This is a genomic window from Pedobacter sp. MR2016-24, assembly GCF_026239655.1.
GTDB lineage: Bacteria > Bacteroidota > Bacteroidia > Sphingobacteriales > Sphingobacteriaceae > Pedobacter.
The window spans coordinates 783,029-807,923 of the sequence record NZ_JAPIVO010000002.1 but is presented as its reverse complement, the minus strand read 5'-3'; the positions used below and the strand labels follow the sequence as shown (position 1 = coordinate 807,923).

The window sequence follows — 24,895 nt, the reverse complement described above, 5'->3', positions numbered from 1 at the left end:
AAAGACTGTCTCAAAGGGACAGTCTTTTATGCTTTTGCCCCCATTTATCGAGTTGTTCGATAACCGGCTTCAGGTCATATCCAATTGCAGTGAGTTCGTATTCTACGCGGGGCGGCACTTCAGCATAAACCGTTCGCTTTACAATTTTACTATCCTCCAGTTTTCGCAATTGTAAGCTCAGCATTCGCTCTGTGATGTTAGGCAGAAAGCTTTTCAATTCTCCAAACCTGAGCTTGCCGTTAATTAACCAGGAGCATATGACCAAAGCCCACTGACCTCCTATAATTTGAGCGGCATATACTTCCGGACACTCATCAGCCAGGGCTTGTTTGTTAACGAAGTTAGATGAAGTTTCTTTGATCGTGGACATTACTTACATTTTTTATAGTACATTACAATTGGTTGCTAATGTATCAAATATAAATTATGCGCTTTAGATTAGCTTATAATTACAAGCAAATCATATGAAAACATTAGTAATAGTTACCCATCCGGATATCGAAAATTCTGCCGTTAACAGGAGATGGATTGAAGAACTGAATAAATTCCCCGACAAATATGTAGTGCATCAGCTGCACAAAGTTTACCCTGATGAAAAAATTGATGTGCCGGCCGAACAGCAGCTGGTTGAGCAATATGACAAAATTGTATTCCAGTTTCCCTATTATTGGTTTAACAGTCCCGGTTTTTTGAAGAAATGGCTAGATGAAGTTTTAACTCACGGATGGGCTTATGGAAGTAAAAGCGGTTACAAACTGGAGGGAAAGAAAATTTCGCTGGCTATGTCTGTAGGCGTTGATGAAAACGAATACAGTACGTTGGGAACCTATAAATATACGCTGCAGGAATTGACCCGTCCATTCGAGCTGAGCTTTGAATATGTAAAAGCGGATTACAGACCGTTTTTTGCGCACTATGGATTAGAATACAATTCTTCTGCTGAATGGATTGAGAAAAGTGTTCCGCTTTATCTGGATTTCCTGAATAATTTATAAAAAGAAATTGCACCATAAACCGGATAAAAAGATGATGATTGCAATGAGATAAAACATAGCAATCATCATCTTCAAAAGGTATGTGCAGCTGAATAGGCGGCACCCTTATTCAATTGTTATCTTTTAATAAATGGGAGAAAGGATACTGAAAAACTGACGTATGGGGATGAACCATTACTGGTCTTGTAAAAATAGTCCTTGGGTTTATCATTCCTGTCGAACATTCGGGATGATAACGTATTGAAAAGTCCGCCGCTAACCCCCAAAACCAGCTTTTTGGTAGCCAGGTACTCGAAAGTTGCTCCGCTGCGCAATTCTGCATAACTGTAAATATTATCTCGTGGCAAAGCAGGCTGGTCTAAATCGAAGAATTGCAGACTTCCACCCAATTCTGTTCCTAAAGAAGCCCAGCTTTTCTTAGACAATTGCTTTCTCAGGGCTAACCTTGAAGGAACATCAACAAATAATTCCAGCTCAGATTCCTTGAATTTATGCCAGTAACTTACAATAGTGAAAAACGGGGTAACGGCAGATGGATCTAAAATAACTACTGCGCCTAAACTCAATGAGGTATTGAGGGTTCTTTTGATGGGAATAGTCAGCACGCCGACAAAGTTGAGCCTTTTGATGGAAGAGAACTCATCTGTTACTCCGGTTACTCCGCCAGAATAAAATACCTGGTGATTGAAAACCGTATCAGAGCGACTAAAGTTGGCGCTTATGCTCACCGTGCGCTTGGTAATATCGATGGCTGTAGTAGGAAAACCAGCATCAAAACTATTGATTTCTGTGATTTGCGTGCGTTGTTGCTGATAACCTACAGTAGCACTGATCAGGTTTCTGCCCCAGTGTTTTACTGGCACGCTGAAGTTAGACCTGATGCGGGTCATGTTCATTTTCCCTTCATATAAATCTTTTCCTTTTAACTCCCCTTTTACGTTGGTATTTCCAATCACATCAAAGGCAACAGCACCCTGCCGCAGTTGAGGGTAACGTTTTGCATATTCAGACAGACCTTCCAGTGTGAGTGAATCGCGCATTCTTTTGATGGCAATTTCCTGTTTCGTTTGTGCAACCACAGTATTCATCCCTGCACCTAAAACCATTGCAACTGTTAATACTTTGTATTTCATATAGAGTAGCTGAATATTAATTATGGGCTTCCAGCAATAGCTGTTTTTCACCCTTTTTATGAGAAAATTTTGCAATCAACTTATCTATAATGAGATACATGGAAGGCACCACAAATAAGGTAAGGATCATTGAACTGGTTAGTCCCCCAATAATTACCCAGGCCATACCATTTTTGATCTCGGCTCCCGCACCACTGGCAAGAGCGATCGGCAACATCCCTAAAATCATGGCCAGTGTTGTCATTAATATCGGTCTCAGCCTTTCTTTTCCTGCCTCCAGGAGTGCTTCTTCCACACCATGTCCTTCGCTTTTAAGCTGATTGGTAAAATCTACAATCAGGATGGCATTTTTAGAAACCAGCCCCAATAACATGATCATTCCAATAATAGAGAAAACATTCAGGGTATCCATCGTTAGTGCCAGTGCCAGTAAAGCACCAATCAGTGCCACAGGAATAGAAAACAGTACCACAAAAGGATAAATCGCATTTTCATACAGCGCTACCATAATCAGGTAAACGAGCACTATAGCAACTACCAGCGCAAATCCCAGACTGCCAAATGCATCACCCTGATTTTTTGCATCTCCAAGGTATTCTATACTTACGCCAGCAGGCAGTTTAATCTGGCTTTCCTTAGCTCTGATATCTTTGGAAATTGAGCCCGATGGCCTGCCGGCCACATTCGCATTTACCGTAATGGAATTTAGACGGTCACTCCGCTCCAGCACACTCTCTCCCAAACCTTCTGTTACTTCAGCAAACTGACTCAGTACAAAGGTCTGCCCGTCGTTGTTACTAAAGGACAGGTTCCGTACATTATCAATATTTGATTTGTCATAGCTATCCAGACCAATCAGGATATCATATTCATTACCTGCCTGCTTAAATTTACTCTGATCGTTTCCTGTAAAAGCATTTTGCAGTGCAGATCCCACCTGACTGGCATTGATGCCTAACAAGGTCATTTTTTCCCTGTTCAGGTTTACCTCGACCTGCTGTTTCTGATTTTTAACAGATAACTGCACAAAACGGGTACCGGGTACAGACGCAACAAGTTTCTGGTAATCCTCAGCTACCTTGCGGATAGCTTTCAGATCAATGCCTTTAATGGCAATCTGGATGGGTGCTGCTGTGGCGCCGCCCACTAATGAAGTAGGTGCAGCGGTAATTTTCACCCCTGGTATGACCTTGCTGAGCTTTTTCTGCATATCGTTACCAAATTCCTCGGCCGATAAACTTCTTTCTTTTTTGTCCTTCAGGGTAACTGTGATTTCAGCCAGATTGGCGTTATTACCTGCACCAGCCACGCCGCCGCTGACAAAACCGATACTGGAGAAGGTTCGCACTACTGCAGGATCTTCTTTAATCATTTGCTCTGCTTCCTGCGTCACCATATTGGTCTGATAAATGGTCGCAGATGGAGCCAGTTCCAGTTTAATTAATAATTCTCCCTGATCTGCGGAAGGCATAAATGCAGCGCCGATAAAGCCGAAGGGGATGAGCGTTATTGAGCCGATAATCAGCAGGATAACTCCACCCAAAAGCCATCTCTTTTTGTGTAATATAACAGCCAGTGCACTGCCATACCCGCCTTTAACTTTATCAATAAAATTTTCAAATCCAATATTGATTTTCCCCCATAGGGTATGTTCGTTCATCTCTTCAATCCTGCCGAACCTGCTGGCCAGTAAAGGTGTTACCGTAAAAGATACAAACAGACTCATTAAGGTAGAAAATACTACTACCAGTGAGAATTCCTGTAACAGGGAACCAATAATACCGCCTGAGAAAGCAATGGGCAGAAACACTACCACATCCACCAGGGTGATGGCCAGGGCAGTAAAGCCAATCTCACTACGGCCATCAAGAGCGGCCTTTTTTCTGTCGGAGCCCATTTCCAAATGCCGGTAAATATTCTCCAGCACCACAATAGAGTCATCCACCAGGATTCCCACTACCAGCGACATTGCCATGAGGGTCATCAGGTTAAGGGAGAAGCCCAGAAAGTACATGATGATAAATGTGGGTATGATGGATGAGGGCAATGCCACCAGCACGAACATGGAACTTCTGAAACTGTGCAAAAAAGCAAGCATTACAATTCCTACGATCACTACAGCCAGGCCAAGGTCTTCCATCACCGCATCTGCGGATTTTAAGGTATACTCACTCTGGTCAGAAGACACCGTAAACTTAATCGCATTGGCTTTATATTGTGCCTGTATCTCATCAAATTTGGCTTTCACCTGCTCGCTCACATTTACTGCATTGGCATCACTTTGTTTGATGATCTGCACACCGATGGAAGGGATCCCGTTGATATGGTTAATAGCGGTGGTTTTTGCAGTTGCATCTACTACCTCTGCAATATCACGCAGATAAACACTCCCCGCTTTGGGCTGCTGCATCACGATCAGTCCGCGTACCTCTTCAATAGAGGTTACATTGGCGTCAAAACGAATGGACAGTTTCTGGTCGCGCGTTTCAATACTGCCCGCTGGAAAAGATTGGTTGGCATTACGGAGCGCATCCGTTACCTGACCAATGGCGAGGCCGTAAGCTTTGAGTTTTTCCTGGTCGATATTCACCTGGATCTGCCTTTCATCGCCACCAATGATGTTTACCTGCCCAACACCTGTCACATTCTGCAATATGGGCAAGAGTTGTTTGTCGACAAAATCGTATAAATCTCTGGGTGCCATGGTTGATGTTACACCGGCCTTGATTACGGGCGATTCTTCAAGGTTCACTTTGTTGACGAGTGGTTTATCTACATCATCCGGTAGATCGTTTTGTGCCTGATCTGCCTTACGTTGTATATCACGCTCGGCCTGATCTACATCTGTACCACTTTTCAATGCAACAACAATACTGGATACCCCCTCTTGTGAAGTAGAAGAAATTTTATCAAGACCTTCCACAGCAGCGAAAGCATCTTCCAGTTTCTTGGTTACGGAAGTTTCTACCTCCGCTGCTGCTGCACCGGGATAAGTGGTGGTGACAGAAACGGTGGGCACTTCCAGCTTGGGAAGCAGGTTATAATTTAAACTGAAGTAGGATCTTGCGCCAAATATAAACAGCACAGTGAAAATCACTACAATTAATAAAGGCCGTTTAACGGCAATTTCGGTTATTGACATTGCTGCTGATTTTATTTGGAAATACTTATCTGTGAACCATCCTTAAGATTGATCTGTCCGGATGTAACTACGATCTCACCTTTATTTAATCCGCTGATCACCTGTATCATGTCGCCCATCTCTATACCTGTTTTGATAGCTTTCTGGCGAACCACATTATTCTCCACCACATATACCGAAGCATCTTTGATACTTTCTGTAAGTGATTCTCTGGGTATAGACAATACTTTCTGGGTAGTTTTTCTGGAGAAGTCGGCATATACAAAGGTTCCTGAACGCAGCAGGGAGCTTTCTTTATTGTCTGCCAGGATTTCGATCCTGTAGTTATGCGTTTCGTCTGCCTGCGGACTGATAAAGGTAATTTTACCATTGAACACCTGACCGGGATAAACATCTGTGGTGATCTTTACCTGCTGGCCCTGTCTGGCCTGATAAACTTCCGTTTCAGTAAGGTTAAGCTGAACTTTAGCTTGTGACAGGTTGACAATAGTAGCAATCTCTGCTCCGGCATTGGCAAAAACACCTTGCTCTAAAGGTTTATCTGCTATCGTTCCGCTGGTCGGTGCTTTGATAGCTGCGTCAGCAATTTGTTTTTTCACCTGACTCACCTGATTGGTCGCATCCAGGTAATTCTGTCTGATCTCATCTACCTTTTCCTGGGTAGCTGCCTGCCCCTGCAGCAATTCTGTATAATTATTCAGATCACGGCGCAATTTAGCAGCATTGGTCTGCGCTTTTTGCAAATCAAGCTGCATCAAACGTGTATCCATGACAGCTAAAATCTGACCTTCAGTTACATGGTCTCCTAATTTAAACCGAAGCTCCAGTATGGTACCGCCTACAGTAGATAATACTTTGGCTTCTTTGAAAGGCGCCAGGTTACCGGTCTTTTTCAAATTGATTTCTTGTAGTTCCTCTTTAACTGCCGAAACTTTTACAGGTATCCGTACCACACTATCCTGGGTAGGTTTTTCCTTTTCGCTTAGTTTACTCTTGTTGGCTGCAAGCTTAAAGATGATGAGTCCGATAATGACCACGACAATCAGACCTACGATGTATTTTGTTTTCATTAGTTTAATATTTGTTTTTAAGGTGATGAAGCTGTCACAAGCTGTTCATTGCTAATTATAAGCTTATGATGGTCTCCAGTTTAGAGTGATGTATAAAATGTTTTAAGACTTCCGGCAGCTTTTTCGAGGTCCAGTTTAGCCTGCAAAAAACTATAGAGTGAATTGAGATAAGTATTTTGAGCATCCTGAATAGCACTCTGGGCATTTAACCATTCTGTAAGGGTTTCAACACCTTTTTTATACTGCAAATCAGTCACCGTAAATACAGATTGTGCCAATACGATATTACGCTGGTCGTTCTCCAGACTGCTTTGCGCTTTGATCAGTTTTGTTTTGGCATTTTCGTATTCCAGTTCATATTTTCCGGCATCCACTTTCATGTTCTCCACTGCATTAATGCTTTTATACTTCGCCTGGTTGTACTGGGCATTGCGTTTAAAAAAGTCGAACAGCGGTATATTTAACTTCAGGCCTACCGCAGAATAACTATTTAATTCCTTTACTGCAGGCCCCAGGGTATTTCCAAAGCCATTTGCACCATACTTGGCATAGGCGCTTAATTTTGGTAGCCAGCCAGACTTCAGTCTGCTCTGATCTATTTCCAGTAGCCGCGCATTCACTTCAGAAAGCTGGTAATCTGTACGGTTGATGACAGTGAAATCCGGATTCTGAGTAGTATTGGCCACCTGCGGCAATACATCCTGCTGAGATATGCTATCCACCGCTAATTGTTCGCTAATGGGATAACCCATTTCATATTTGAGTTGATTTTGTGCCAGGATCAGGTTACTCTCCGCAACACGGATCTGCGAGAGGGCATTGTTATAATCTACGGTAACCTTATCCAGGTCCTTTTTCAGCGTTACCCCTTTTTTTACCTGCAGAGCGGAAATATCAATTTGCTTCAGGTAGGTCTGGAGGTTTTCACGTAATAATGCCAGTTGCTCGCGATAAACATAGATCTGGTAATAGGCATTGCTGATATTATAAATAATTGTTTCCTGGTTCTGCTTGATATTCAGATCGGCCTGCTGTTTATTATACTTATTGGCCTTCAGGCCTACTAAAATTGATTGATCGAAAATAGTCTGGTCAAGCTGTACCAGTCCATTGGTATTATACTTCTGGCTAAAGGCAACCCTGATATCTTCCGGCCCGAAAACACCTGCAGGAATAATAGATTCCTGCACTTTTAAGTTGTTATCCAATGTCGCGGTAACACCAATTTTTGGTAAGTATTCTGCCAGTGCCTCTTTGGCCTTCGCATCGGCAGCCTTCTTTTCATTCTCATACACTACATTGGTACGGTTATTTTTTAACCCGTATTCAATGCATGTTTTTAAGGTATATGACGATTGTGCACAGAGCCCCATAGGAAGCAATGCAAAAACGAAAAAATATAGTCTCTTATTCATATCTATTTAAATTGTCCTTTTCTACCCGCATTAATTCGTGGTATTGAGCTGAAAAATCTAAATATAGTGGCCTTAAAAGGCTATTTTGGGGGTAATTGAACCGAGATGGACAAATGAATATACGAGATGTACAAAAAGCGTATTGAACTGCCCAAGGTTTATTGCTCTACCCATAGCAGGAAATCCTGGACTTTGAGGCGACTGACTATAATTTTTACAGGGGTATCACATTGTAATTTCAGGAACAGCCTTCGGTTGAAATAATGCTCAATATCCTGAATTGAATTACGGTTAATGATAAATTGTCGGTTAGCCCTGAAAAAAAGCTGTGGATTAAGCATGGATTCCAGCTGATCGATAGTGAACGGTACCGTATACTCCTGATCTGTGGTGGTATTGAGTGTGGTAACACCGGCAGTGGCATAGACAAAACACAGTTCAGCAACCTTCACGGGAATAATCTTATCCCGGTAATGCACCAATAAAGATTGTTTATAATTGCTGTCCAGCTGCACCAGTACCTTATTGAGGCTGGCACCGTAAGCTGATGGTGAATAATGGTCTTTAATGCGGTTATATTTTAACAGGCTCCGCTCTACCATTTCTTCTTCCAGGGGTTTTAGCAGGTAATCGATACTATTGGATTCAAAAGCATGAATGGCATACTCATCGTAGGCCGTGCAAAAGACAATGGGAACGTTGAGCTGTACTGCTTTAAAAATTTCAAAACTCAGGCCATCACCCAGTTGAATATCAGAAAAAATCAGGTCCGGCGGAGTTTCTTCCTGAAACCATTTGATTGCGCTCGCTACTGAAGAAAGTATGGTCAGCACTGTAATAGTACTGTCGAGATTTTCCAGTATGCCACTTAACTCCTTCGCGGTGCGTGGCTCATCCTCAATGATGATAACTTTCATGACTGATCAGGGGTAAGGTAATAGTGAAATCGGTGTCCGTCTCCGCTACTACAATTTCCCGGTTAAAAAGTAAACGGTAACGGTCGTTGATATTTTTTAAGCCCATTTTGGTGCTCTCCACTGGTATGTTTTTAGGTTGGAAAGGATTATTTACCACCAATTCCTGTTGATCATTCACATAAATTTCTATATGCAGCGGCATATCAAGAGAGACTACATTATGTTTGATGGCATTTTCGATCAGTAACTGTACAGACAGTGGCGGAATTAAATAATCATTATAATGTTCGGGTATCTGAATAGTAACCTTCAGTGCATGCTCAAAACGGGTACGCAGGATATAAAGATAAGCATGTACAAATTTGAGTTCTTCGGCTATCTGTGTAATTTGATGTTTGTTGATACTGAGCAGGTAGCGGTACACATGTGACAGATGCACCACAAACTGTTTCGTATCTGCTTCATGAGTAATTGTTTTCAAGGTAGATAATGAGTTGAACAGGAAATGGGGACTAATTTGTTCCTGCAGTGAATGCAATTGTGCACGCAGATGCGCTTGTTTAAACTGCTCATTTTCCAGTTTGGTTTTCTGCAGGATATCGTGGGTAAAAAGTGTAGAGTACACCACATAACAGATCATGGTCAGAAAGAATATCCCTACTCCCCGCCGCACTAAATCTGCAAATGTAGGTTCATAAGGAAGTTCGGACAAATAGAACTTTGTTGGAATATGGTTTAAAATGAAATAAGTAAAAGCCAGCAGTGCTGCAATAGACAGCACAATACTCACTACAGCATTTACCTTATCACTGCTAAAAATATGATGCCGCTTGAAATAAGCAATAATGAGCCAGGAAATCAGAACAGAAAAAACAATAGACAAAACGTTTCCAATATACTGGAGTAAATGGAAAGTCTCAAAACTGGAAAGCTTGACCAGACCAGTACCCACCACCAGGATACCGATGAGAATGAAAGACCATTTCAGTTGATAATTCTGATACATGCACAAATGTAATTAATCAGGCATACAACACATCACTGAAAAGGGGAAGTGTACAAAATAGGCTTTGAAATGCACCAGTGCTTAAGCGACTATTGAATGTCAATAAACAAGCTGAATCGTTCTTTTTCAGATAAAAGATTCTTTTTAACTGCTGACATAGGGCTGTCACTGTTCATATGCAACTTTGTTTATACGAACAATTCAATCTTTCCCATAGGTGCTCGGGGATTGGGCGGATAAAAATTAAAACTTAATGTCAGCAGGAAAAGGTTATATCATTATCATGTACACGAATATTTGTACATCACAGGATCTTGGAAAACTATCAATTACGCTGGATTCATTCTCCAGCGTAATGGGATGGTCAATCGATATGTTTGATTGCGATAAAGTACTCCGGATTGAGGCCAGTAAAGATATTACCATCTCCCTGATAAAGGAGCTCAGACCTTCAGGTATTGAGTGTAATTTAAAGGGAATTTTTAATAAAAGGCCAATAGATACTGAATGAGTAGCTTACCAGGGAATTTCTCCCGTGTCCGGATTGGTCTCTTCGCTAAAAAACTTACCTGTTGGTCCGTTTTGATCAATTAACGCGTAATGAATGATGCGTTTTGCTGCTATTTCAACATCGCCTCCATGCTGTCCGGTAAAGTCGGTTTTTGTATAACCCGGGCAAACCGCATTTATCTTAAAAGCAGTATCACGCAATTCGTAAGCCAGGTGCACTGTATACATATTCATTGCCGCTTTTGAGGAAGCATAAATTGCGTATTTTGCATAGTCATATGCAGGCCAGTTTGCATCGCTTTGTAACGACAACGAGCCTACACTTGTACTTACATTTACAATTCTTGGTTCGGCCGACTGCTGCAATAAGGGTATAAAGGATTGAGTAACACGAACCACACCATACAAATTGACATCAAATACTTCATTGTAATGGTCAGCTGAAGTCTCCAGGGCATTTTGAGGCAGAATTCCGCTGATGCCTGCATTGTTAATCAGGATATCTAAACTCCCCTTTTCCTGTTCAATGATCGTTTTGGCCGACAAAATCGTATCAGGTTGGGTAACGTCAATCTCAATCGTCCTGATATTTTCAAATCCATCATCGCTTAATTCCTTTACGATAGTCTTTCCTTTTTCAATATCTCTGCTTCCCAGATAAATGAAAAACCCTTCTTTTGAAAGTTGTTTTGCTGTTGCTAAGCCAATTCCTTTATTGGCTCCTGTGATCAATACTGATTTCATTCCTATTTTTTTTATGAATCAAAATTGGCCTTTAGAAACAGGAAATCATTTACCATTTGGTAAAAACGGATCTAGCGAATATTTTTTCTGATTCTACTAAGCGATTGTTGCGTAATCCCTAAATAAGACGCGATGTAAGCCAGTGGAATACGGTTAGTCAACGATGGATAATTTTCCATAAACTCATGGTAACGCGTAGTGGCATCTTGTGAAATCACAGGGCCCTTTCTTGACTTTTGATACATACACTTTTGAACCATCTTATTTTTCATATTGTCCCAGCCAACAATGGTATGAGAAAGGTCCTCCCAATCAGCTTTTGAAAATACGATGAGTTTGCAATCGGTGCAGGCCTGTAAATATTCTGATGAAGCAGTGTTTGCTTCAAAATTGATATAGTCGACCACCAGGCTGTCTTCACCCACAAAACATCTGGTGATTTCATCGCCTTTGTTATTGTAATAACAACCTCGTATAATCCCTTCCACGATAAAGCCTAACTGCCTTGGGATGATTCCTGCTTCAGAAAAATAAGCATCTTTTTTCAGGTTAATTTCTGTTCCTTTCTTCTCAATAAGGTCTGTCTGTTGCTTGTTGAGATTGCCAAATTGTAAGCTATATGCCGTGAACGCTTTCATAGGAGCAAATTAGACAAAGCAATTTTAAATACATTTATCATTTGGTAAAAATGACAGGTAACAATGATTCGGATCAACATGGTACAGGATTTTAATTTCTGCAGCCGGATATGAACAAATCCTTTACTAAGCTGTTCTGCTATTAAATTCAATTGCGTGTTATTTCTATGGCTAAAAAGCGTGAACCTTCTTACCTTAATTTTGATAAAGAGAGTTATCCATGGAAACCGGATATAAACTACAGGAAGCAGCCCCTGGCTTACCGCGTAGGTAAAGGAGAACAGGGTGTGTTGATCTGTGAACCATACAAATCTGAGATTGGCCGGTACTGGCGATTCAAAAATCCGGAAATTGCAAGTGAGAGTAGCAGGGTAATATTCGACCTTTTTACAGCATATGTAAACAACAAAGATTTTGTAGGTGCAGACATGGCCAGAAAATTTTTGCAAATGGGTTATACGCGGGCCAGGCGTTATGCAAATTATAAAGGTGGTAAAAAATACGATAAGAATAATGGTTATGCGCAAATGGAGCGCGGAACCGGTGAACCGGAAAAAGCAGAAGCCGCAGCAATTTTTTACGTGAGCTGGAAAAAAGCGGAGGCTGATCCTGATTACCAGGAGATGAAAGCAGACTGGAAGGAAAGACTGGGATGAGATACAATAACAATAAACCTAAAATAGAAGATAATGAACAATGACCGCCCATATGTAATGTGCCTGATGATGACTTCGGTAGACGGCAAAATATTAGGAGAAAAATGGGGAAACAGCCCAAAAATGAAGATACTTAGAAATAAATTCGAAGAAGCACATGAAGAGCTTGGCATTAAGGCCTGGATAGTTGGCCGTACCACCATGGAAAAGGATTTTACAGATTTTACTAAACCTATACTTAAAAAGGGTCATCAGACGTTGGATCGCAGCGACTTTGTAGCGGAACATCAAAGTGATTCCTTTGCAATTGTTATAGATGGGAAGGCCAAACTGGGATGGAAAGAATCAACCATGCAAGGTGATCATGTGATTACTATATTGACAGAGGATGTACCTGATGCTTACTTAGCACATCTTCGCGATATAGGCCTGTCCTATATTTTTGCGGGTAAAAAAGATATCAGTTTAAAGACAGCACTCAGAAAATTACGTTCTCTTTTTGGTATTGAACAACTCATGCTTGAAGGCGGCAGTCATATCAATGGAAGTTTTCTTAATGAAGAACTGATAGATGAACTCCACCAATTGCTCCTCCCCATTGCAGATGGAACAATTGAAACGGCAACACTTTTTGAGATAGAGGCGAGCGTAAAGAAAAAGGGAGCAACATTGATGAAACTGGAGAATGTAAAACGGATAGAAGATGATGTGCTGTGGCTGACTTACAAGTTTGATTATTGATAAACCCAAGCTGTTTTGCATTATCTTTAGGAGATCTTTGATCTGCATATTTCCTGATGAACAAAAAGAATTCCCTTCCGCTGCACATCCTCCCTGAAACACAGTTCTTAGCAGTGGATGAGCAAATTGCATTTGGTGAACATTTCATCAATCACCGGATCGATTTCTATGCCATTATCTGGTTTACTCAAGATCAGGATATCCATTATATAGATTTCGAGCCCTTTCCGATCAAAAAAAACGTCGTATATCTTTTAGCAAAGAATCAGGTTCATTCTATCCCATCACAGGTACTGCCTAACGCAAGGATCATTGTTTTCTCTGATGATTTTTTTCATGCTCTTGAAGAAGCACAACTCAAACAGCTTTTTCTCCCTTTCGAAAATGAAGGGATCAGTATACCGGCCGAGATGATACCTTATCTGGAGAACCTGTTTTCACTGATCATAGCGGAATTTCAGGGCGATGCAGAGATTAGTTTGCTGATCAAATACACTAGTGCATTTCTGTTGGTGCTCCGGCGTTTCGCAAAACAACGCTCCCCTATGATTTACAGTAACGATACGCGGATTATGAAGCTATTATCTTTGATCGAGCAGCATTTCAGGGAACATCAACCGGTTTCGTTTTATGCTGATCAAATTGGCTTGACGCCCAAAAGAACCAATGAGATTTTAAAGGAGATTTTAGCGGTCAGTGTCAGTCAGCTTTGTCAACAGCTTTTATTGCTGGAAAGTAAAAGGGCGCTCTATATGGGCACCCTTTCTGTTAAGGAAATTGCCCACCAGCTCGGATTTTCAGACCAATCCTATTTTTCACGATTTTTCCGGAAACATAGCGGTACCACGCCTGAACAGTTTCGGAAAAATTTCCTTGATCCGGATGAGTTATAAAAGCATATGTTCAATTTGTGCTAATAAAAAGCAGTTATGTGCTAAGCTTAGCGCCTCCTATTGTCCAACTTTAAACCCACTAAATTGTTCTTGGAATATCAATTCCGGATTCGCGCCTTTCGCAAATCCGGGTAAATAAAAAAAAATGGAAAAGTTAAAAAATAAAGTGATCGTCATCACTGGCGCAGCAATGGGTCTGGGATTGGCAAGTGCATTAGAAGCCGCGAAAAATGGGGCTTTATTATCTCTGGTTGATTTTAATGCTGAATCCCTGGAAGCGGCGAAGAAAGAAATTGAATCAAAATATCCCGGAACCCAAATCCTGACTGCTGTTGCGGATGTATCTGATGAGGAAGCCGTAAAAAAGTACGTGGAGGAAACTGTAAACACCTTTGGGCGGATTGATGGGTTTTACAACAATGCGGGTATTGAGGGCAGACAGGCTCCTTTAGTGGATTACGACCTGGACGTATTTAAAAAGGTTGTAGATATTAACCTGATGGGTGTGTATTATGGGCTGAAGTATATTATTCCCGTTATGCAAAAACAGGAATATGGAAGAATTGTAAACGTTGCCTCAGTAGGAGGAATCAGAGGTGTAATGAACCAGACACCATACGTTGCTACTAAACACGCTGTTTCAGGTATCACTAAAACTACTGCACTGGAGTATGGAAGGTTTGGCATTTTATCTAATGCTATAGCTCCGGGAGCCATCTTAACGCCAATGGTTGCAGAAGCTTTCAAACAAGTCAATCCATCCGATCCTCAGGCGGCCGAAGATGAATATGCAAAAGCAAATCCTACAAAAAGATTGGGAAGACCTGAAGAAGTAGGTAAATTGGTTGTATTCCTGCTAAGTGAAGACTGCAGTTACGTAAACGGTCAGGTGATTGCCATTGATGGAGGTCAATCCAACGCTTACGGAAACGTTTAGCGATAAATCAGCCAGGCACTATTGGGGCCTGGCTTCATCTGTATGATACCTCACATAAGTATCCCTGATATATTGCTCAATCATTGCAATTGCATGGGGAATAGTCTGATCGCTTTTTAAATCCAGCATTTCCACGATCACCTTTTCATGATCCTGCCTGAATTTTTGCACTGCCTGTTCTACAGCGTGCTCTATACCGGATTTTGCGATCTGAGCCAACAAATCATCCTTCTGCCCTACCCAGCATAAGGTATCTGTACGGTGGTCAGCGAGACGCTCATTATATTCGTCATAATCGTCATCGTGCAAAAAATACATGATCATGGAGGCAAAGTCGTCCGCATGTTTTTTGACATACTCCTTTATTTCTTGAACCTGTTTCATAATGTTTATATGTGGCTCCACAAAAATAATAAAATTATCAAAAATATGGCTCTTCAACCATTTTTATTAGAACAAATAATATCTTCTTTAGTGTCCGAAAATGGAGGACTCAGGAAAACGGTATAGAAGAGATGAAGCTTTAATTAAGCTGGTGGGCCACAATATCCGTAAGTACCGAAAACTAAAAGGTTTCACTATCGCTGCTTTCGCCACAATGATAGAAATGGATGCCAAGCAACTTTCCAATTATGAATTAGGTAAGGTAGATACAAATATTACAATGATAGGCCTTATAGCCCGGCATCTGGACATAGAACCTTACATACTGTTTATAGAATAACGTTTGCTTTGTAACCCGCTATAAATCAGGAAAAATTTATGATCCATCCTCACTGATGCTTACTGAACTTATCTACAAAGCAGGTTGCAATTGATTGCGATTGATCAATCGGTTAACTATAGCAGCCAGGTGATCAATATCAAATGGTTTGGCTATAAAATCTTCCGCGGTACAGTCTTCTTTCATCGTAGCGATTTTCGAATTTGCAGTCATCACTACCACCGGGATATGTTTAGTGTCTTCAGCAGATTTTAGCGCTCTGCAAACATCAATTCCATTACCATCAGGAAGCATTACATCCAGTAAAAAAAGATCCGGAGAGAGGAGGTTTACATTTGCCTTGAAAGCTGATACAGTCTCAAAACCAAAAACCTCATATTCTTCCTCTTCGAGCACAATTTTTATGATCTCAAAGATCTCTGTGGTGTCCTCAAGAACACATATTCGTTTATTCATTATTTAATAATACAGGTATTAGTTCAGAAACCCTTAAAACATGTTTTTTGTTTGGACACAAAACTAAAAAAATATTCGAATTTCACTTCCGTCCAATCTTAACTATCTTACAAAGAACAACCCTATAAATAGTAATCTTAAATACGCTCTGCATACAGGCCTCCGGATTGGTATGAACCCGGGGGCCTGCGAGCTTAGGTTGACTATTGTCGTGTACCGGCTTTATAATACAGTTCGGCCAGTGTTTTTTGATATCCGGAGATCATACTTTCGCGTTTGATTTTCATGTCTATCAGTTTTGACTCGCGACTATTGATCAAAAACAATGTGCTTTCTCCCAAATCAAATTTCTGAGTTTCCCCCTTCAATAAGGTCTGCTGATTGCGGATACTTTGCACCTGCACATCAAGTTGTGAAGAATAGGCAGAAAGATCGTTATAAGAGGCAAGAATGTTATTCCTGATCTCACGCCCGGTTTGCTGCAGGTCGTAATCCAGCTCTCTCTGTTTGATCTTTACTTCGCGCAGTTTTCCACGCTCTGCACGTAAAAAAAGGGGAAATGCAAACTCAACACCAAGCTTATAATTACTCCAGTTAAAATCGTAATAGTCAGGCACATTACCGCTAAAGCTTGTCCTGTTGGATATTAAAGTACCGCTAACATTCAGTTTGGGCTTCAGCATCTCCTGGCGGTAACTCCTTTCAATAGCCAGCTGACCACTTTTAATTTGTAATTTGAGCAGTTCAGGATGCTGGTTCGCAGCCTGGCCCATTAAGGTATCCAATACGGATTGCCCTGGCTTAGTTATATTTTCATCTATATGCTGAGGTGCCGCATTTAAGGGCAACTCCAGCGGGGTACCTTGCTCACTCCACAGGTGATTAGATAATATCAATCGCGCGTTTTGCAATTCTATCTTCGTTTTTTCTTTCTGAATGATACGCTCCTGTACGGTAATATAAGCTTCCACAGAATCAATAGTAGGTTTATCACCAATTGCCGTTTGCCTGCTTAAAGCTTTAAATCTGCGTTCGGCAAGTTCTACGCCTTCATTAACCAAAGCAAACTGTCTGTAAGCATAATACCAGTTCCAGTAATCTTTAACAACAGCATACCAGGCATTGTTAATTTGTTTTAACTGTTCGGCTTCAGCGTACTGTACCATTATTTTCGACTGCCTTAAGGTACTGCGACGGGCATCAATAAGCAAGCCCTGTCCCAGGGGGATACTCAAACCGACGCCAGACAGACCTTCAGGTGATGTACGCGTTTGCGGGTTGGTATAAGTACCTACACTACGGTCATATCCAACTTTTAAATCTGCACCGGCAAGCCATAGCGGAATTTTAAGTTCACTGTTCCAGTTATTGTAATATTCTGTGTCACCGAATAATTTGCGGTTAAAACCGGCTTTCAGGGCTGGATCAAAATAGCCGAGCGACTGCAATACATTTGCCCGGGCAGATTCGCTGAGCAAAGCTGCCTGTTTTACTATAGGATGGTACCTGAAAACTAATACCTGCAGATCTTCAAGCGCAAATACGCTCGATGTATCGTTTACAGGTTTGGTTTGTGCAAAGCTCCCGGCTGTGATCAGGAGCAGCAATATCAGTATGCATGTGGCAGGAAATCTCCTGAAATATCTATTCATCTCATCACCTCCATCGTTAACTTTTCTCTTTACTACTGGTTGGCTCTTTTTCCAGACTTGGCGGGAAACCGTTAAGCTGACGCCAGATTTCGTACCATAATGGTACTGACCTCAGAATAATACGGCCATATACGCCTGAACCTTGTCTTAGTTGTGGCGGCCAGGGTTCGTCTTTTGTTGGAACCGGACTAGTTTGTCTGATCAGTAATCTATACTTACCTCCGGTACTGCTAATACGGTCGATTGCCGAAATCTTTCCTGCAAAAGTACCGACAGCAACAGATGGCCAGCCCGAAAACTGTACGGAAGGCCAGCCTTCAAATTGGAGGCGGACATCACTGGTATCCAATATCAACGGCACATCCATAGCACTCACATATAACTCGGCGGCAACTAATGGCGATTTAGGTTGTAAGGTTGCTACCGACTCCCCTTCTTTGATATTCTCGCCTATACCGGCTTTGAGTGTTTTTACCACGTATCCGCTTTGCGGTGCCCTGACAATGTACAGACCGCGCCTGATATTAATGTTTGAAATATCATTCCTTAGCTTGGCAATATCGCCCTGTGCACTGGCCCTGCTCGAAACTGCTGAACTCATATCTGACTGTGCTTTGGCGAGCGACTCCTGATATTTAGCCCTGATATTGTCCAGTTCTATACTAGAGTTAAGCAGGTTCTGAGCGGAATTACTCAGTTTGTTTTGCTGACTGATTACTTTTGCCCTGTCTTCCTGCAATTTTAGTCTGCGCGTTTCAATATCGGTTAAGGAGAAGAGCCCATTTTTATAACCAGCTTCATAACGCTCCAGACGTACTTTGGTAGTTTCGTAAAACTGCTGAACCGCAAGCAAGTCTGCACTGTCAATCCGAACGTAGTTTTGTGCCTGTCTTACTTTATTCTCTGCAGCACTGAGCTGATAACGCAACCCATCGCTCAAAGCCCTGATCTGCAAATTTGTGGCGTCCATTTTTTTGGATGCCGCAGTTTCACTGCCGCGTTTTGCATCGAGCTGCTCATTTAAACGTGCGGGTAACTCCGGATCAAAATAAGACTGACTCGTTTCTGATATCACCAGAATAGTATCCCCTTTTTCTACTTCCTGCCCTTCGCGCACGGCCCAGTGTTCAATACGACCACCAATTTGATTTTGTACAGTCTGAGGCCTGTCTTCAGGTCTTAAGGCAGTGACAGTACCACGCCCTGGTATCGTTTGCCTCCAGGGCAGCAGCAGCAATACTATAAAAAGAAAAAGCAAAATCAGCATCACCTTTCCTAATACTCTGGGGCCTTTTGCCTTTAGAATTTTACTGTTGGTCTGAACAGACAGTTCTTCCCAGTTTTTGATCTGGGTTAGATTCTTACTCATCTTAGCCATGTATCGTATCTCCTTCCTCTATTTCCAGATCGGTTACTACGGCAAGCTTTTCACTACCAGTTACCATATCGAAAACTGTATTTAAATTGGTCATCAGTTTTTCTATTGCATAACTGATCTGAACAATAATCACTTCCGCGGCTACAAACTGTCCGAATGTCATTTCACGCTCTACAACAAAATAGGAACCCAATAAAAGCAGGGAACCCATCAATATGGTCCGCATGGCTACGGCACTCACAAAAAACCTTTTAAGGATGCTAAAATGATCATTTCTTGCCTGAATGTAATTAGCAGTTATTTCATCTGTGCGGGTAATGACTTCCTGACACTTAGCCGCATTATGCCGGTAGGCATCAAGATCACCAGCTACTTCCTCCAGGTAGGCCACCACTTCATATTTATATTCCGATTCTTCAATACTGGTTTGCACCCCACGCCTGTAATACAAGACCACAACCAATACAATTACCAGCAGGACAAAAATGCCAAAGGCCATAAATACCGGGTGATAGAAGGATAACAGGATAACGCTGAAAAAGATCAGCACCGCAGCAGCTACAATATCTACAAGTAATTTCGTTAGTCCCTTTTGTATGGTTAAGATATCAAAAAAGCGGTTAACAAGTTCTGAGGGGTTCTCACCTTCCAGTGCCTGCTTTTTTATCCGCGGTAAACGGAAGGCAAATTCAAGTGCCGCTTTAGCAAATATCTTCTGCTCAATAACCTCCACCAGGGTAAGCTGGCCGATCAGCAGCAGTCCGCCGATCACGATACCAATTAAAATAACAGCAATAAGAATGTAGGTAGAGCTGTACATCGCCCCATTAGACAGCAAGTTGAAAACTGCACTTGTACCCAATGGCAGGGTAAGGCCAATCAAGCCAATCAGCATCGCGTAGACGTAAATATAATTGATGGTAGAACGCTCGTAGTAAAGTATACGTACGAGTCTTTGCCAGGGCGTTGGGGCTCCGGCAGTATGATGTTTCTTCATTCTGATGAGAATATGAGTTGATAAATTATTTCATGAACCGAAGGCAGCGTACTGCATACGGGATTAGAAATGTATTGCCTGAGCGCAAATACAAATAATTTATACGAGCTGGTCGGGAGGCGGTGTTGGGACAGTCTTTAGCGGATGACTCCCTATTTGCATGATGTAGGAATACATGCTGAGTGGTAAATGGTTAACCCATAAATCATGTCCGTGATCTATACAGGAAAAACCAAATGTGAGCATTTTCTTGTCTTTTTTATCGAAAGCTTCTTCTTTGATGTCTTTTCCTTCCTCTGCACTTTTTTCAATAGCGAGGGGATTAAGAGAAGATGAAAGATAAGAAATTGAAAAGGCGCATACTTTCAGGAGCATGATACTGAGCAGCACCACGCCTAATACGTTTTTTAACAATTGATTCCTTAATAGCTTCATCATCAGACATTGCAAATATAGCGCATTATATTTTTTTTCTGTTAACCTGTTTGAACACAGTAATGTCATCTGTAAAACCTAAAATCGGCTATCTTTTGGAATTGCTGACAAGCAAGTTAGCTGGTAGCAAAATAAGCTCATCAGTCCACAGCGCTTCAGGAGACGGGAAGGCTAAAGAAAAATGTGGCGCCTTTACCCAGTTCACTCTCCGCCCATATCCTCCCGCCATGCCGTTCAATAATCTCTGAACTTAAATAAAGTCCTATCCCGAATCCCGAGATATGCTGCATATTATTGCTTTCCACCCTGTAAAAACGTTCAAATAGTTTCTCCAGATCTTCGGGTTTAATACCCATTCCCTGGTCATGGATGGCAAGGGTTACACTGCTATTTTCAACACTAGAACTGATTTTAATCAATTTATTGTCTGGTGAATATTTAATCGCATTGCTCAATAAATTAGATATCACAGAGCCAATTTTATCACGGTCGGCATCTACTTCAATGGCTTCCATGTGCTCAAAAACTAACTGATGCTGACTATGGGAAAGCTCCGTTTCGTCGATAATTTCACTGATCAGGGCATTAAGATCAAATTTGGTGGTAGCCAGAACAATTTTCCCTGACTGTAATCTGGATACATTTAGAAAACCATTGATCATGGTACCCATCTTTTTCACCTGTCTTAATATCCTGTCCAGTTTATCAGTAGCAAAGCTGTCATCCGATTTCCGGGCCCGCATTTGCAGTACCTGCGTAAAGCCGCTCAGTGTCGTCAGCGGTGTTTTAAGTTCATGGCTTACCATACCAATAAAATCATCTTTACGCTGACTGTCTTCTTTAATTTCAGTAATATCCAATATAGTTCCAATCACGGAAATTGCTTCTCCCTTCTCATTCAACTCCGCCATACCACTGGTATTCAGCCATTTTGGCTTATTGCTTCCTATAGGAGTGATTTGATAATCCTCATTAAAGCTGCCTTTGTTTTCAACTGCCTGCGCAATAGCGGATAAAAGTTTTTCCCTGTGTTCAGGAACGACCATTTCAGCAGCGCCCAAAAATGTGAGTTCCACATCAGGCGCAAATCCATGCAGTATCCTGGCGCGCTCAGAAATGATCAGCTTACCTGTAAGTAAATCCGACCGCCATATACCCATTGCTGCGGCATCAACAGCAAGTTTGAGGGTATCATTTACACGTTCCAGTTCATGGCGGGCCAAAACCTGTGCAGTTACATCTGCGGCTACAGCCATCATACCGGTTACTCTTTCATCATCTTCACGCAGGGCCTCAATAGTCAGGTTGATAAAGAGCTCCTCTTTTTTGCCAAAACGAACCAGTTGAACTGGTATGTCGCCCGATATAAAACGTTCCCCTGTCTGATAAACATGGTCCATCATTTCTTTGAATCCCTGTGAAGCCAGTTCAGGAAGAGCATTAAGCAAAGGCTGTGCAATGACTTCATTTGCTGTCCTGCCCCAGTATTGCAGCATCCTGTCATTCGCCATTTCAATAGTATGCATTTTCCCGCGGTAGATAGCAATGGCTACCGGTGCTTCGGTAATCAGGTTGCGGAGCTGCTGTTCTGCACGGTTACGTGCTTTAGTAATTTTGATCTGGGTACTGATTTTTGTGAGCAACTCTGACGCTGAAAATGGTTTCACCAGGTAATCATCAGCTCCCGCTTCCAGTCCGTCTATCCTTGCTTCTTCACCGGCACGAGCCGATAAAAAAATTACTGGCAGGCGCATCGTCGCATGTTCCTGTCTGATCTGTTCCAGCATAGTTTTACCATCCATTACCGGCATCATGATATCACTTAACACCAGATCCGGTTCAAAATGCGGGATCTTTGAAAGTGCGTCTTGACCGTTTACAGCTATCGCTGTAGTAAAATATGGCTCCAGAATTCTGTTCAGATATGCACGCATATCTGCATTATCATCCACTATGAGAATGCGTGTATTTTCGTCGGTTTCAACATCAGGATAAGAGTAACCAGCAGTTGCTTCAGTATGAGTTGCGACAGGTTGACTTTCCGTTTGTAAAAGACCGGAGGCTTCCTCTATAAAAGAAGTTTTCTGTGCACTGGTATCTATTTCTTTAGGATGGCTTTGAATGAGTTCCGGCGGAAGATGGGCTTTACCCATTGGTATAACCACAGTAAAAGTTGATCCGCTTCCTTCTATGCTGCTCACACTGATCTGCCCACCATGAAGTTGTACCAGCTCATATACTAAGGAAAGTCCTATACCTGTACCCTCATGCGTTCTTCCTGCGGAGTTTTCCACCCGGTGAAAACGTTCGAACATATGCGGTAACTCTTTTTGGGGGATTCCCACCCCTGTATCTGAAACTTGCAGTACAGCAGAATTCCCCTGACAGAAAAGCGTAAGTGTAATTGTTCCCTCAAGCGTATATTTGAAAGCATTGGAGAGTAGATTTAAAACAATCTTTTCCCACATCTGGCGGTCGACATAAACATCCCCATCCACCGCCGGACTGTCCACTATCAATTGCATACCCGCTTTTTCTATAATAGAGCGAAAACTGCTGGCAAGGTCAGTAGTTAACTCTGCCAGATCTATTTTTTGGTAAGCAGCCTGGGTACGGCCGGCTTCCACACGACTGTAATCCAGTAAATTATTAACCAGTTTTAATAGTCTGAGTGCATTGCGCTGTGCAGATTGAACAGTTTCCTGTATATCTGCAGGCAACTGACTGCGGTTAAGCAAATCATCCAATGGCCCGAGTATCAAAGTAAGCGGGGTTCGGAATTCATGACTTACATTGCTGAAGAAAGCAGTTTTTGAGCGGTCTATCGCAGCCAGTGCTTCTGCTCTCTTTTGTTCCTGTTCAAAAGCATATACATTGGATACGGCAGTGTTAAAGGTATTCGCCAGCTGGTCATAAAAATTATGGTAATCGCTGTCCAGCGCCCTGGAGGCACTTACACCTGCTACTACAAAACCGAACACATCTTCTTGTCCGCTGATTTTAAGCGGTAAGATCATTGCTGATTCAGGCCCGTTAGCATAGGGCTCGCAGTTAAACGTGCCGAAACGTTCCTGCAGGTGATTCAACTCTTCTAGCTGACCAGAATTGTTGACTTCCGCAAATGGCCAGGGACTTTTTTCTACAGACAAGTCCACTGTTACAGGTGCTAAAGCAGTGCCGTCAGCTAATCCTGCAGAATTGATTAAGTGAGCAATTCCTGTTTGCGCATCAAATTTATAAATCAGTATAAAGGGAATATCCAATAAATATTCCGGATAATTTTTTTGTGTAAAACTGCCAATTTCCTCAATACTTTTGGCTTTCGCCAGTACCACACCCAGCTCCTTTAATACCTGGGTTCGCCGGCCACTCAGCATTTTTGCTGTGGTTTCGGTAATTGGATGAAATATCCCGCCTACTCCGCCAGATTCATCCCGGATCGGAGCAAAAGAGAAGGTCATCCAGGCCTCTTCAATATAACCATAGCGGTCAAGGAACATGCGTTGATCATTAATATACGTTCCTTCTCCTTCTCCGCCACGCTCAAAGGCATCACCCACTACGGGTAAAGCGGTTTCCCAGCAAACCCGGAAGGGCATCCCCATAGATTGTGGATGTTTGGCACCGCAGATTGGTCTATAACTGTCATTATAGATTTGTATCCTGTCTGGTCCCCATGCAATCAGAATTGGAAACGTAGAAGAAAGACACAAACTGACCGACGTACGCAGGCTTTGTGGCCAGGTTTCGATTGGTCCTAAGGCAGTAGAAGACCAATCCATTGAGCGGATAAGTTTACCCATCTCTCCGCCACCTGACAAAAATTGTTCTTTACTTTCAGAAGAGCTTAAAATCATAATTGAACATAACAGCATTGAACAAATATCCACTATACTGTGGTGTAAAGATATGCATCTGATTTGCTTAAGCAAAAAAAGAGAATACACCTCCCTGTCTTATTACCTCTGGTATGCTGATATACGCACGCTTTCAGGTACTGAATGATGCATTTTATTGATCCGGAGGAAGTAGCTGATAAAAAGATTTTATTATCCTTTTTAATACTAATATTATTAGTATTTTTGACCTATGGGTATGAATGAAGAAAAGGGGTTTCACAGGCTATGGCACCTATACAATGAAGCGAAAAAAAACAATTGTTTTATTTACGACAAGAGCAGGAAAATGTGGTATACGCCAGAACATTTCAAAGAAAAGTATGGTAACATAAAAGCCACAGATAGCTTAATATCGAGCTTTTTAGACGACTTGGTAGTCAGAGATCCTACGGCAGATCTCCATGCTGATCAAAAACAACTCGTCGAAAAAATCGATAAATTAAGGGCCGAAATTGCTAAAGAATTGCGAAGATTATCGGAGCTTAACAGGACTGGCTTAAAATCTGATCAGGATAGACAAAAAGAATAATACAGTTGGCCGGCTCTTATTTACTAAT

General features: G+C 41.9%; 24 protein-coding genes. 8 read left to right on the top strand and 16 right to left on the bottom strand.

The genetic code is table 11. The annotated features are described in order from the left end of the window. Positions 1-10: 10 nt before the first annotated feature. Positions 11-370 carry a winged helix-turn-helix transcriptional regulator gene (locus OQX62_RS07705; RefSeq protein ID WP_265830869.1) on the bottom strand — a complete coding sequence of 120 codons (360 nt, stop codon included), beginning with the start codon at positions 368-370 and terminating at the stop codon, positions 11-13. A gap of 94 nt (positions 371-464) precedes the next feature. On the opposite strand from OQX62_RS07705, the gene OQX62_RS07700 reads away from it, so the two are divergent. Further along, the gene (locus OQX62_RS07700; RefSeq protein ID WP_265830868.1) at positions 465-995 is read left to right on the top strand and encodes an NAD(P)H-dependent oxidoreductase; all 531 of its coding nucleotides are present in this window, start codon (positions 465-467) and stop codon (positions 993-995) included. A gap of 116 nt (positions 996-1,111) precedes the next feature. Here OQX62_RS07700 and OQX62_RS07695 read toward each other — a convergent pair whose 3' ends face one another. From OQX62_RS07695 to OQX62_RS07670, 6 genes are all read right to left on the bottom strand, one after another. After that, the gene (locus tag OQX62_RS07695) at positions 1,112-2,128 is read right to left on the bottom strand and encodes a hypothetical protein (RefSeq protein WP_265830867.1); all 1,017 of its coding nucleotides are present in this window, start codon (positions 2,126-2,128) and stop codon (positions 1,112-1,114) included. Between the two features lie 16 nt (positions 2,129-2,144). After that, positions 2,145-5,270 carry an efflux RND transporter permease subunit gene (locus OQX62_RS07690; RefSeq protein ID WP_265830866.1) on the bottom strand — a complete coding sequence of 1,042 codons (3,126 nt, stop codon included), beginning with the start codon at positions 5,268-5,270 and terminating at the stop codon, positions 2,145-2,147. Between the two features lie 11 nt (positions 5,271-5,281). Beyond that, the gene (locus tag OQX62_RS07685; RefSeq protein ID WP_265830865.1) at positions 5,282-6,340 is read right to left on the bottom strand and encodes an efflux RND transporter periplasmic adaptor subunit; all 1,059 of its coding nucleotides are present in this window, start codon (positions 6,338-6,340) and stop codon (positions 5,282-5,284) included. Between the two features lie 80 nt (positions 6,341-6,420). Next, a complete protein-coding gene (locus OQX62_RS07680) occupies positions 6,421-7,755 on the bottom strand; it encodes a TolC family protein (protein WP_265830864.1) in 1,335 nt (444 codons plus the stop codon). 158 nt (positions 7,756-7,913) lie between these two features. Beyond that, a complete protein-coding gene (locus OQX62_RS07675) occupies positions 7,914-8,672 on the bottom strand; it encodes a LytR/AlgR family response regulator transcription factor (RefSeq protein WP_265830863.1) in 759 nt (252 codons plus the stop codon). Further along, positions 8,653-9,678 carry a sensor histidine kinase gene (locus tag OQX62_RS07670; RefSeq protein WP_265830862.1) on the bottom strand — a complete coding sequence of 342 codons (1,026 nt, stop codon included), beginning with the start codon at positions 9,676-9,678 and terminating at the stop codon, positions 8,653-8,655. Before OQX62_RS07670 ends, OQX62_RS07675 begins: the two co-directional genes overlap by 20 nt. Positions 9,679-9,931: 253 nt before the next feature. Here OQX62_RS07670 and OQX62_RS07665 point away from each other — a divergent pair, with 253 nt between their 5' ends. Next, positions 9,932-10,189, top strand: a complete 258-nt coding sequence (locus tag OQX62_RS07665) for a hypothetical protein (protein ID WP_265830861.1) — start codon at positions 9,932-9,934, stop codon at positions 10,187-10,189. A 5-nt stretch (positions 10,190-10,194) separates the two neighbouring features. Here OQX62_RS07665 and OQX62_RS07660 read toward each other — a convergent pair whose 3' ends face one another. Both OQX62_RS07660 and OQX62_RS07655 read right to left on the bottom strand, forming a co-directional pair. Further along, complete coding sequence (locus OQX62_RS07660) at positions 10,195-10,932, bottom strand: SDR family oxidoreductase (RefSeq protein ID WP_265830860.1); 738 nt, start codon at positions 10,930-10,932, stop codon at positions 10,195-10,197. 71 nt (positions 10,933-11,003) lie between these two features. Next, complete coding sequence (locus OQX62_RS07655) at positions 11,004-11,570, bottom strand: Crp/Fnr family transcriptional regulator (protein ID WP_265830859.1); 567 nt, start codon at positions 11,568-11,570, stop codon at positions 11,004-11,006. 167 nt (positions 11,571-11,737) lie between these two features. Between OQX62_RS07655 and OQX62_RS07650 the strand changes: the two genes are divergently transcribed. The 4 genes from OQX62_RS07650 to OQX62_RS07635 all read left to right on the top strand — a co-directional run bounded on the left by OQX62_RS07650 (position 11,738) and on the right by OQX62_RS07635 (position 14,797). Further along, positions 11,738-12,226 carry a DUF4385 domain-containing protein gene (locus OQX62_RS07650; protein WP_265830858.1) on the top strand — a complete coding sequence of 163 codons (489 nt, stop codon included), beginning with the start codon at positions 11,738-11,740 and terminating at the stop codon, positions 12,224-12,226. Between the two features lie 33 nt (positions 12,227-12,259). Continuing rightward, positions 12,260-12,967 (top strand): dihydrofolate reductase family protein, encoded by a 708-nt coding sequence (locus OQX62_RS07645; RefSeq protein ID WP_265830857.1) that lies wholly within the window; start codon positions 12,260-12,262, stop codon positions 12,965-12,967. 56 nt (positions 12,968-13,023) lie between these two features. After that, entirely contained in the window at positions 13,024-13,860 is an 837-nt protein-coding gene (locus OQX62_RS07640) for a helix-turn-helix domain-containing protein (RefSeq protein ID WP_265830856.1), read from the top strand. A 145-nt stretch (positions 13,861-14,005) separates the two neighbouring features. Next, a complete protein-coding gene (locus OQX62_RS07635) occupies positions 14,006-14,797 on the top strand; it encodes an SDR family oxidoreductase (RefSeq protein WP_265830855.1) in 792 nt (263 codons plus the stop codon). Positions 14,798-14,815: 18 nt separating this feature from the next. Here OQX62_RS07635 and OQX62_RS07630 read toward each other — a convergent pair whose 3' ends face one another. Further along, positions 14,816-15,181, bottom strand: coding sequence for a hypothetical protein (locus tag OQX62_RS07630; RefSeq protein ID WP_265830854.1), 366 nt, complete (start codon positions 15,179-15,181; stop codon positions 14,816-14,818). Positions 15,182-15,281: 100 nt separating this feature from the next. Between OQX62_RS07630 and OQX62_RS07625 the strand changes: the two genes are divergently transcribed. Continuing rightward, the gene (locus tag OQX62_RS07625) at positions 15,282-15,521 is read left to right on the top strand and encodes a helix-turn-helix domain-containing protein (protein ID WP_265830853.1); all 240 of its coding nucleotides are present in this window, start codon (positions 15,282-15,284) and stop codon (positions 15,519-15,521) included. A gap of 72 nt (positions 15,522-15,593) precedes the next feature. On the opposite strand, the gene OQX62_RS07620 is transcribed toward OQX62_RS07625, so the two are convergent. The 6 genes from OQX62_RS07620 to OQX62_RS07595 form a co-directional block, all read right to left on the bottom strand. Continuing rightward, the gene (locus OQX62_RS07620) at positions 15,594-15,977 is read right to left on the bottom strand and encodes a response regulator transcription factor (RefSeq protein ID WP_265830852.1); all 384 of its coding nucleotides are present in this window, start codon (positions 15,975-15,977) and stop codon (positions 15,594-15,596) included. 203 nt (positions 15,978-16,180) lie between these two features. Further along, entirely contained in the window at positions 16,181-17,629 is a 1,449-nt protein-coding gene (locus tag OQX62_RS07615) for a TolC family protein (RefSeq protein WP_265830851.1), read from the bottom strand. Positions 17,630-17,645: 16 nt separating this feature from the next. Continuing rightward, on the bottom strand, positions 17,646-18,998 hold the full coding sequence (locus tag OQX62_RS07610) for an HlyD family secretion protein (protein WP_265830850.1): 1,353 nt from the start codon (positions 18,996-18,998) through the stop codon (positions 17,646-17,648). 1 nt (position 18,999) lies between these two features. Then, entirely contained in the window at positions 19,000-20,004 is a 1,005-nt protein-coding gene (locus OQX62_RS07605; protein WP_265830848.1) for an ABC transporter transmembrane domain-containing protein, read from the bottom strand. A 99-nt stretch (positions 20,005-20,103) separates the two neighbouring features. Beyond that, on the bottom strand, positions 20,104-20,442 hold the full coding sequence (locus OQX62_RS07600; protein ID WP_265830847.1) for a hypothetical protein: 339 nt from the start codon (positions 20,440-20,442) through the stop codon (positions 20,104-20,106). 152 nt (positions 20,443-20,594) lie between these two features. Then, on the bottom strand, positions 20,595-24,296 hold the full coding sequence (locus OQX62_RS07595) for an ATP-binding protein (protein WP_265830846.1): 3,702 nt from the start codon (positions 24,294-24,296) through the stop codon (positions 20,595-20,597). A gap of 238 nt (positions 24,297-24,534) precedes the next feature. Between OQX62_RS07595 and OQX62_RS07590 the strand changes: the two genes are divergently transcribed. Then, on the top strand, positions 24,535-24,867 hold the full coding sequence (locus OQX62_RS07590; protein ID WP_265830845.1) for a hypothetical protein: 333 nt from the start codon (positions 24,535-24,537) through the stop codon (positions 24,865-24,867). The last annotated feature ends 28 nt before the right edge of the window (positions 24,868-24,895 follow it).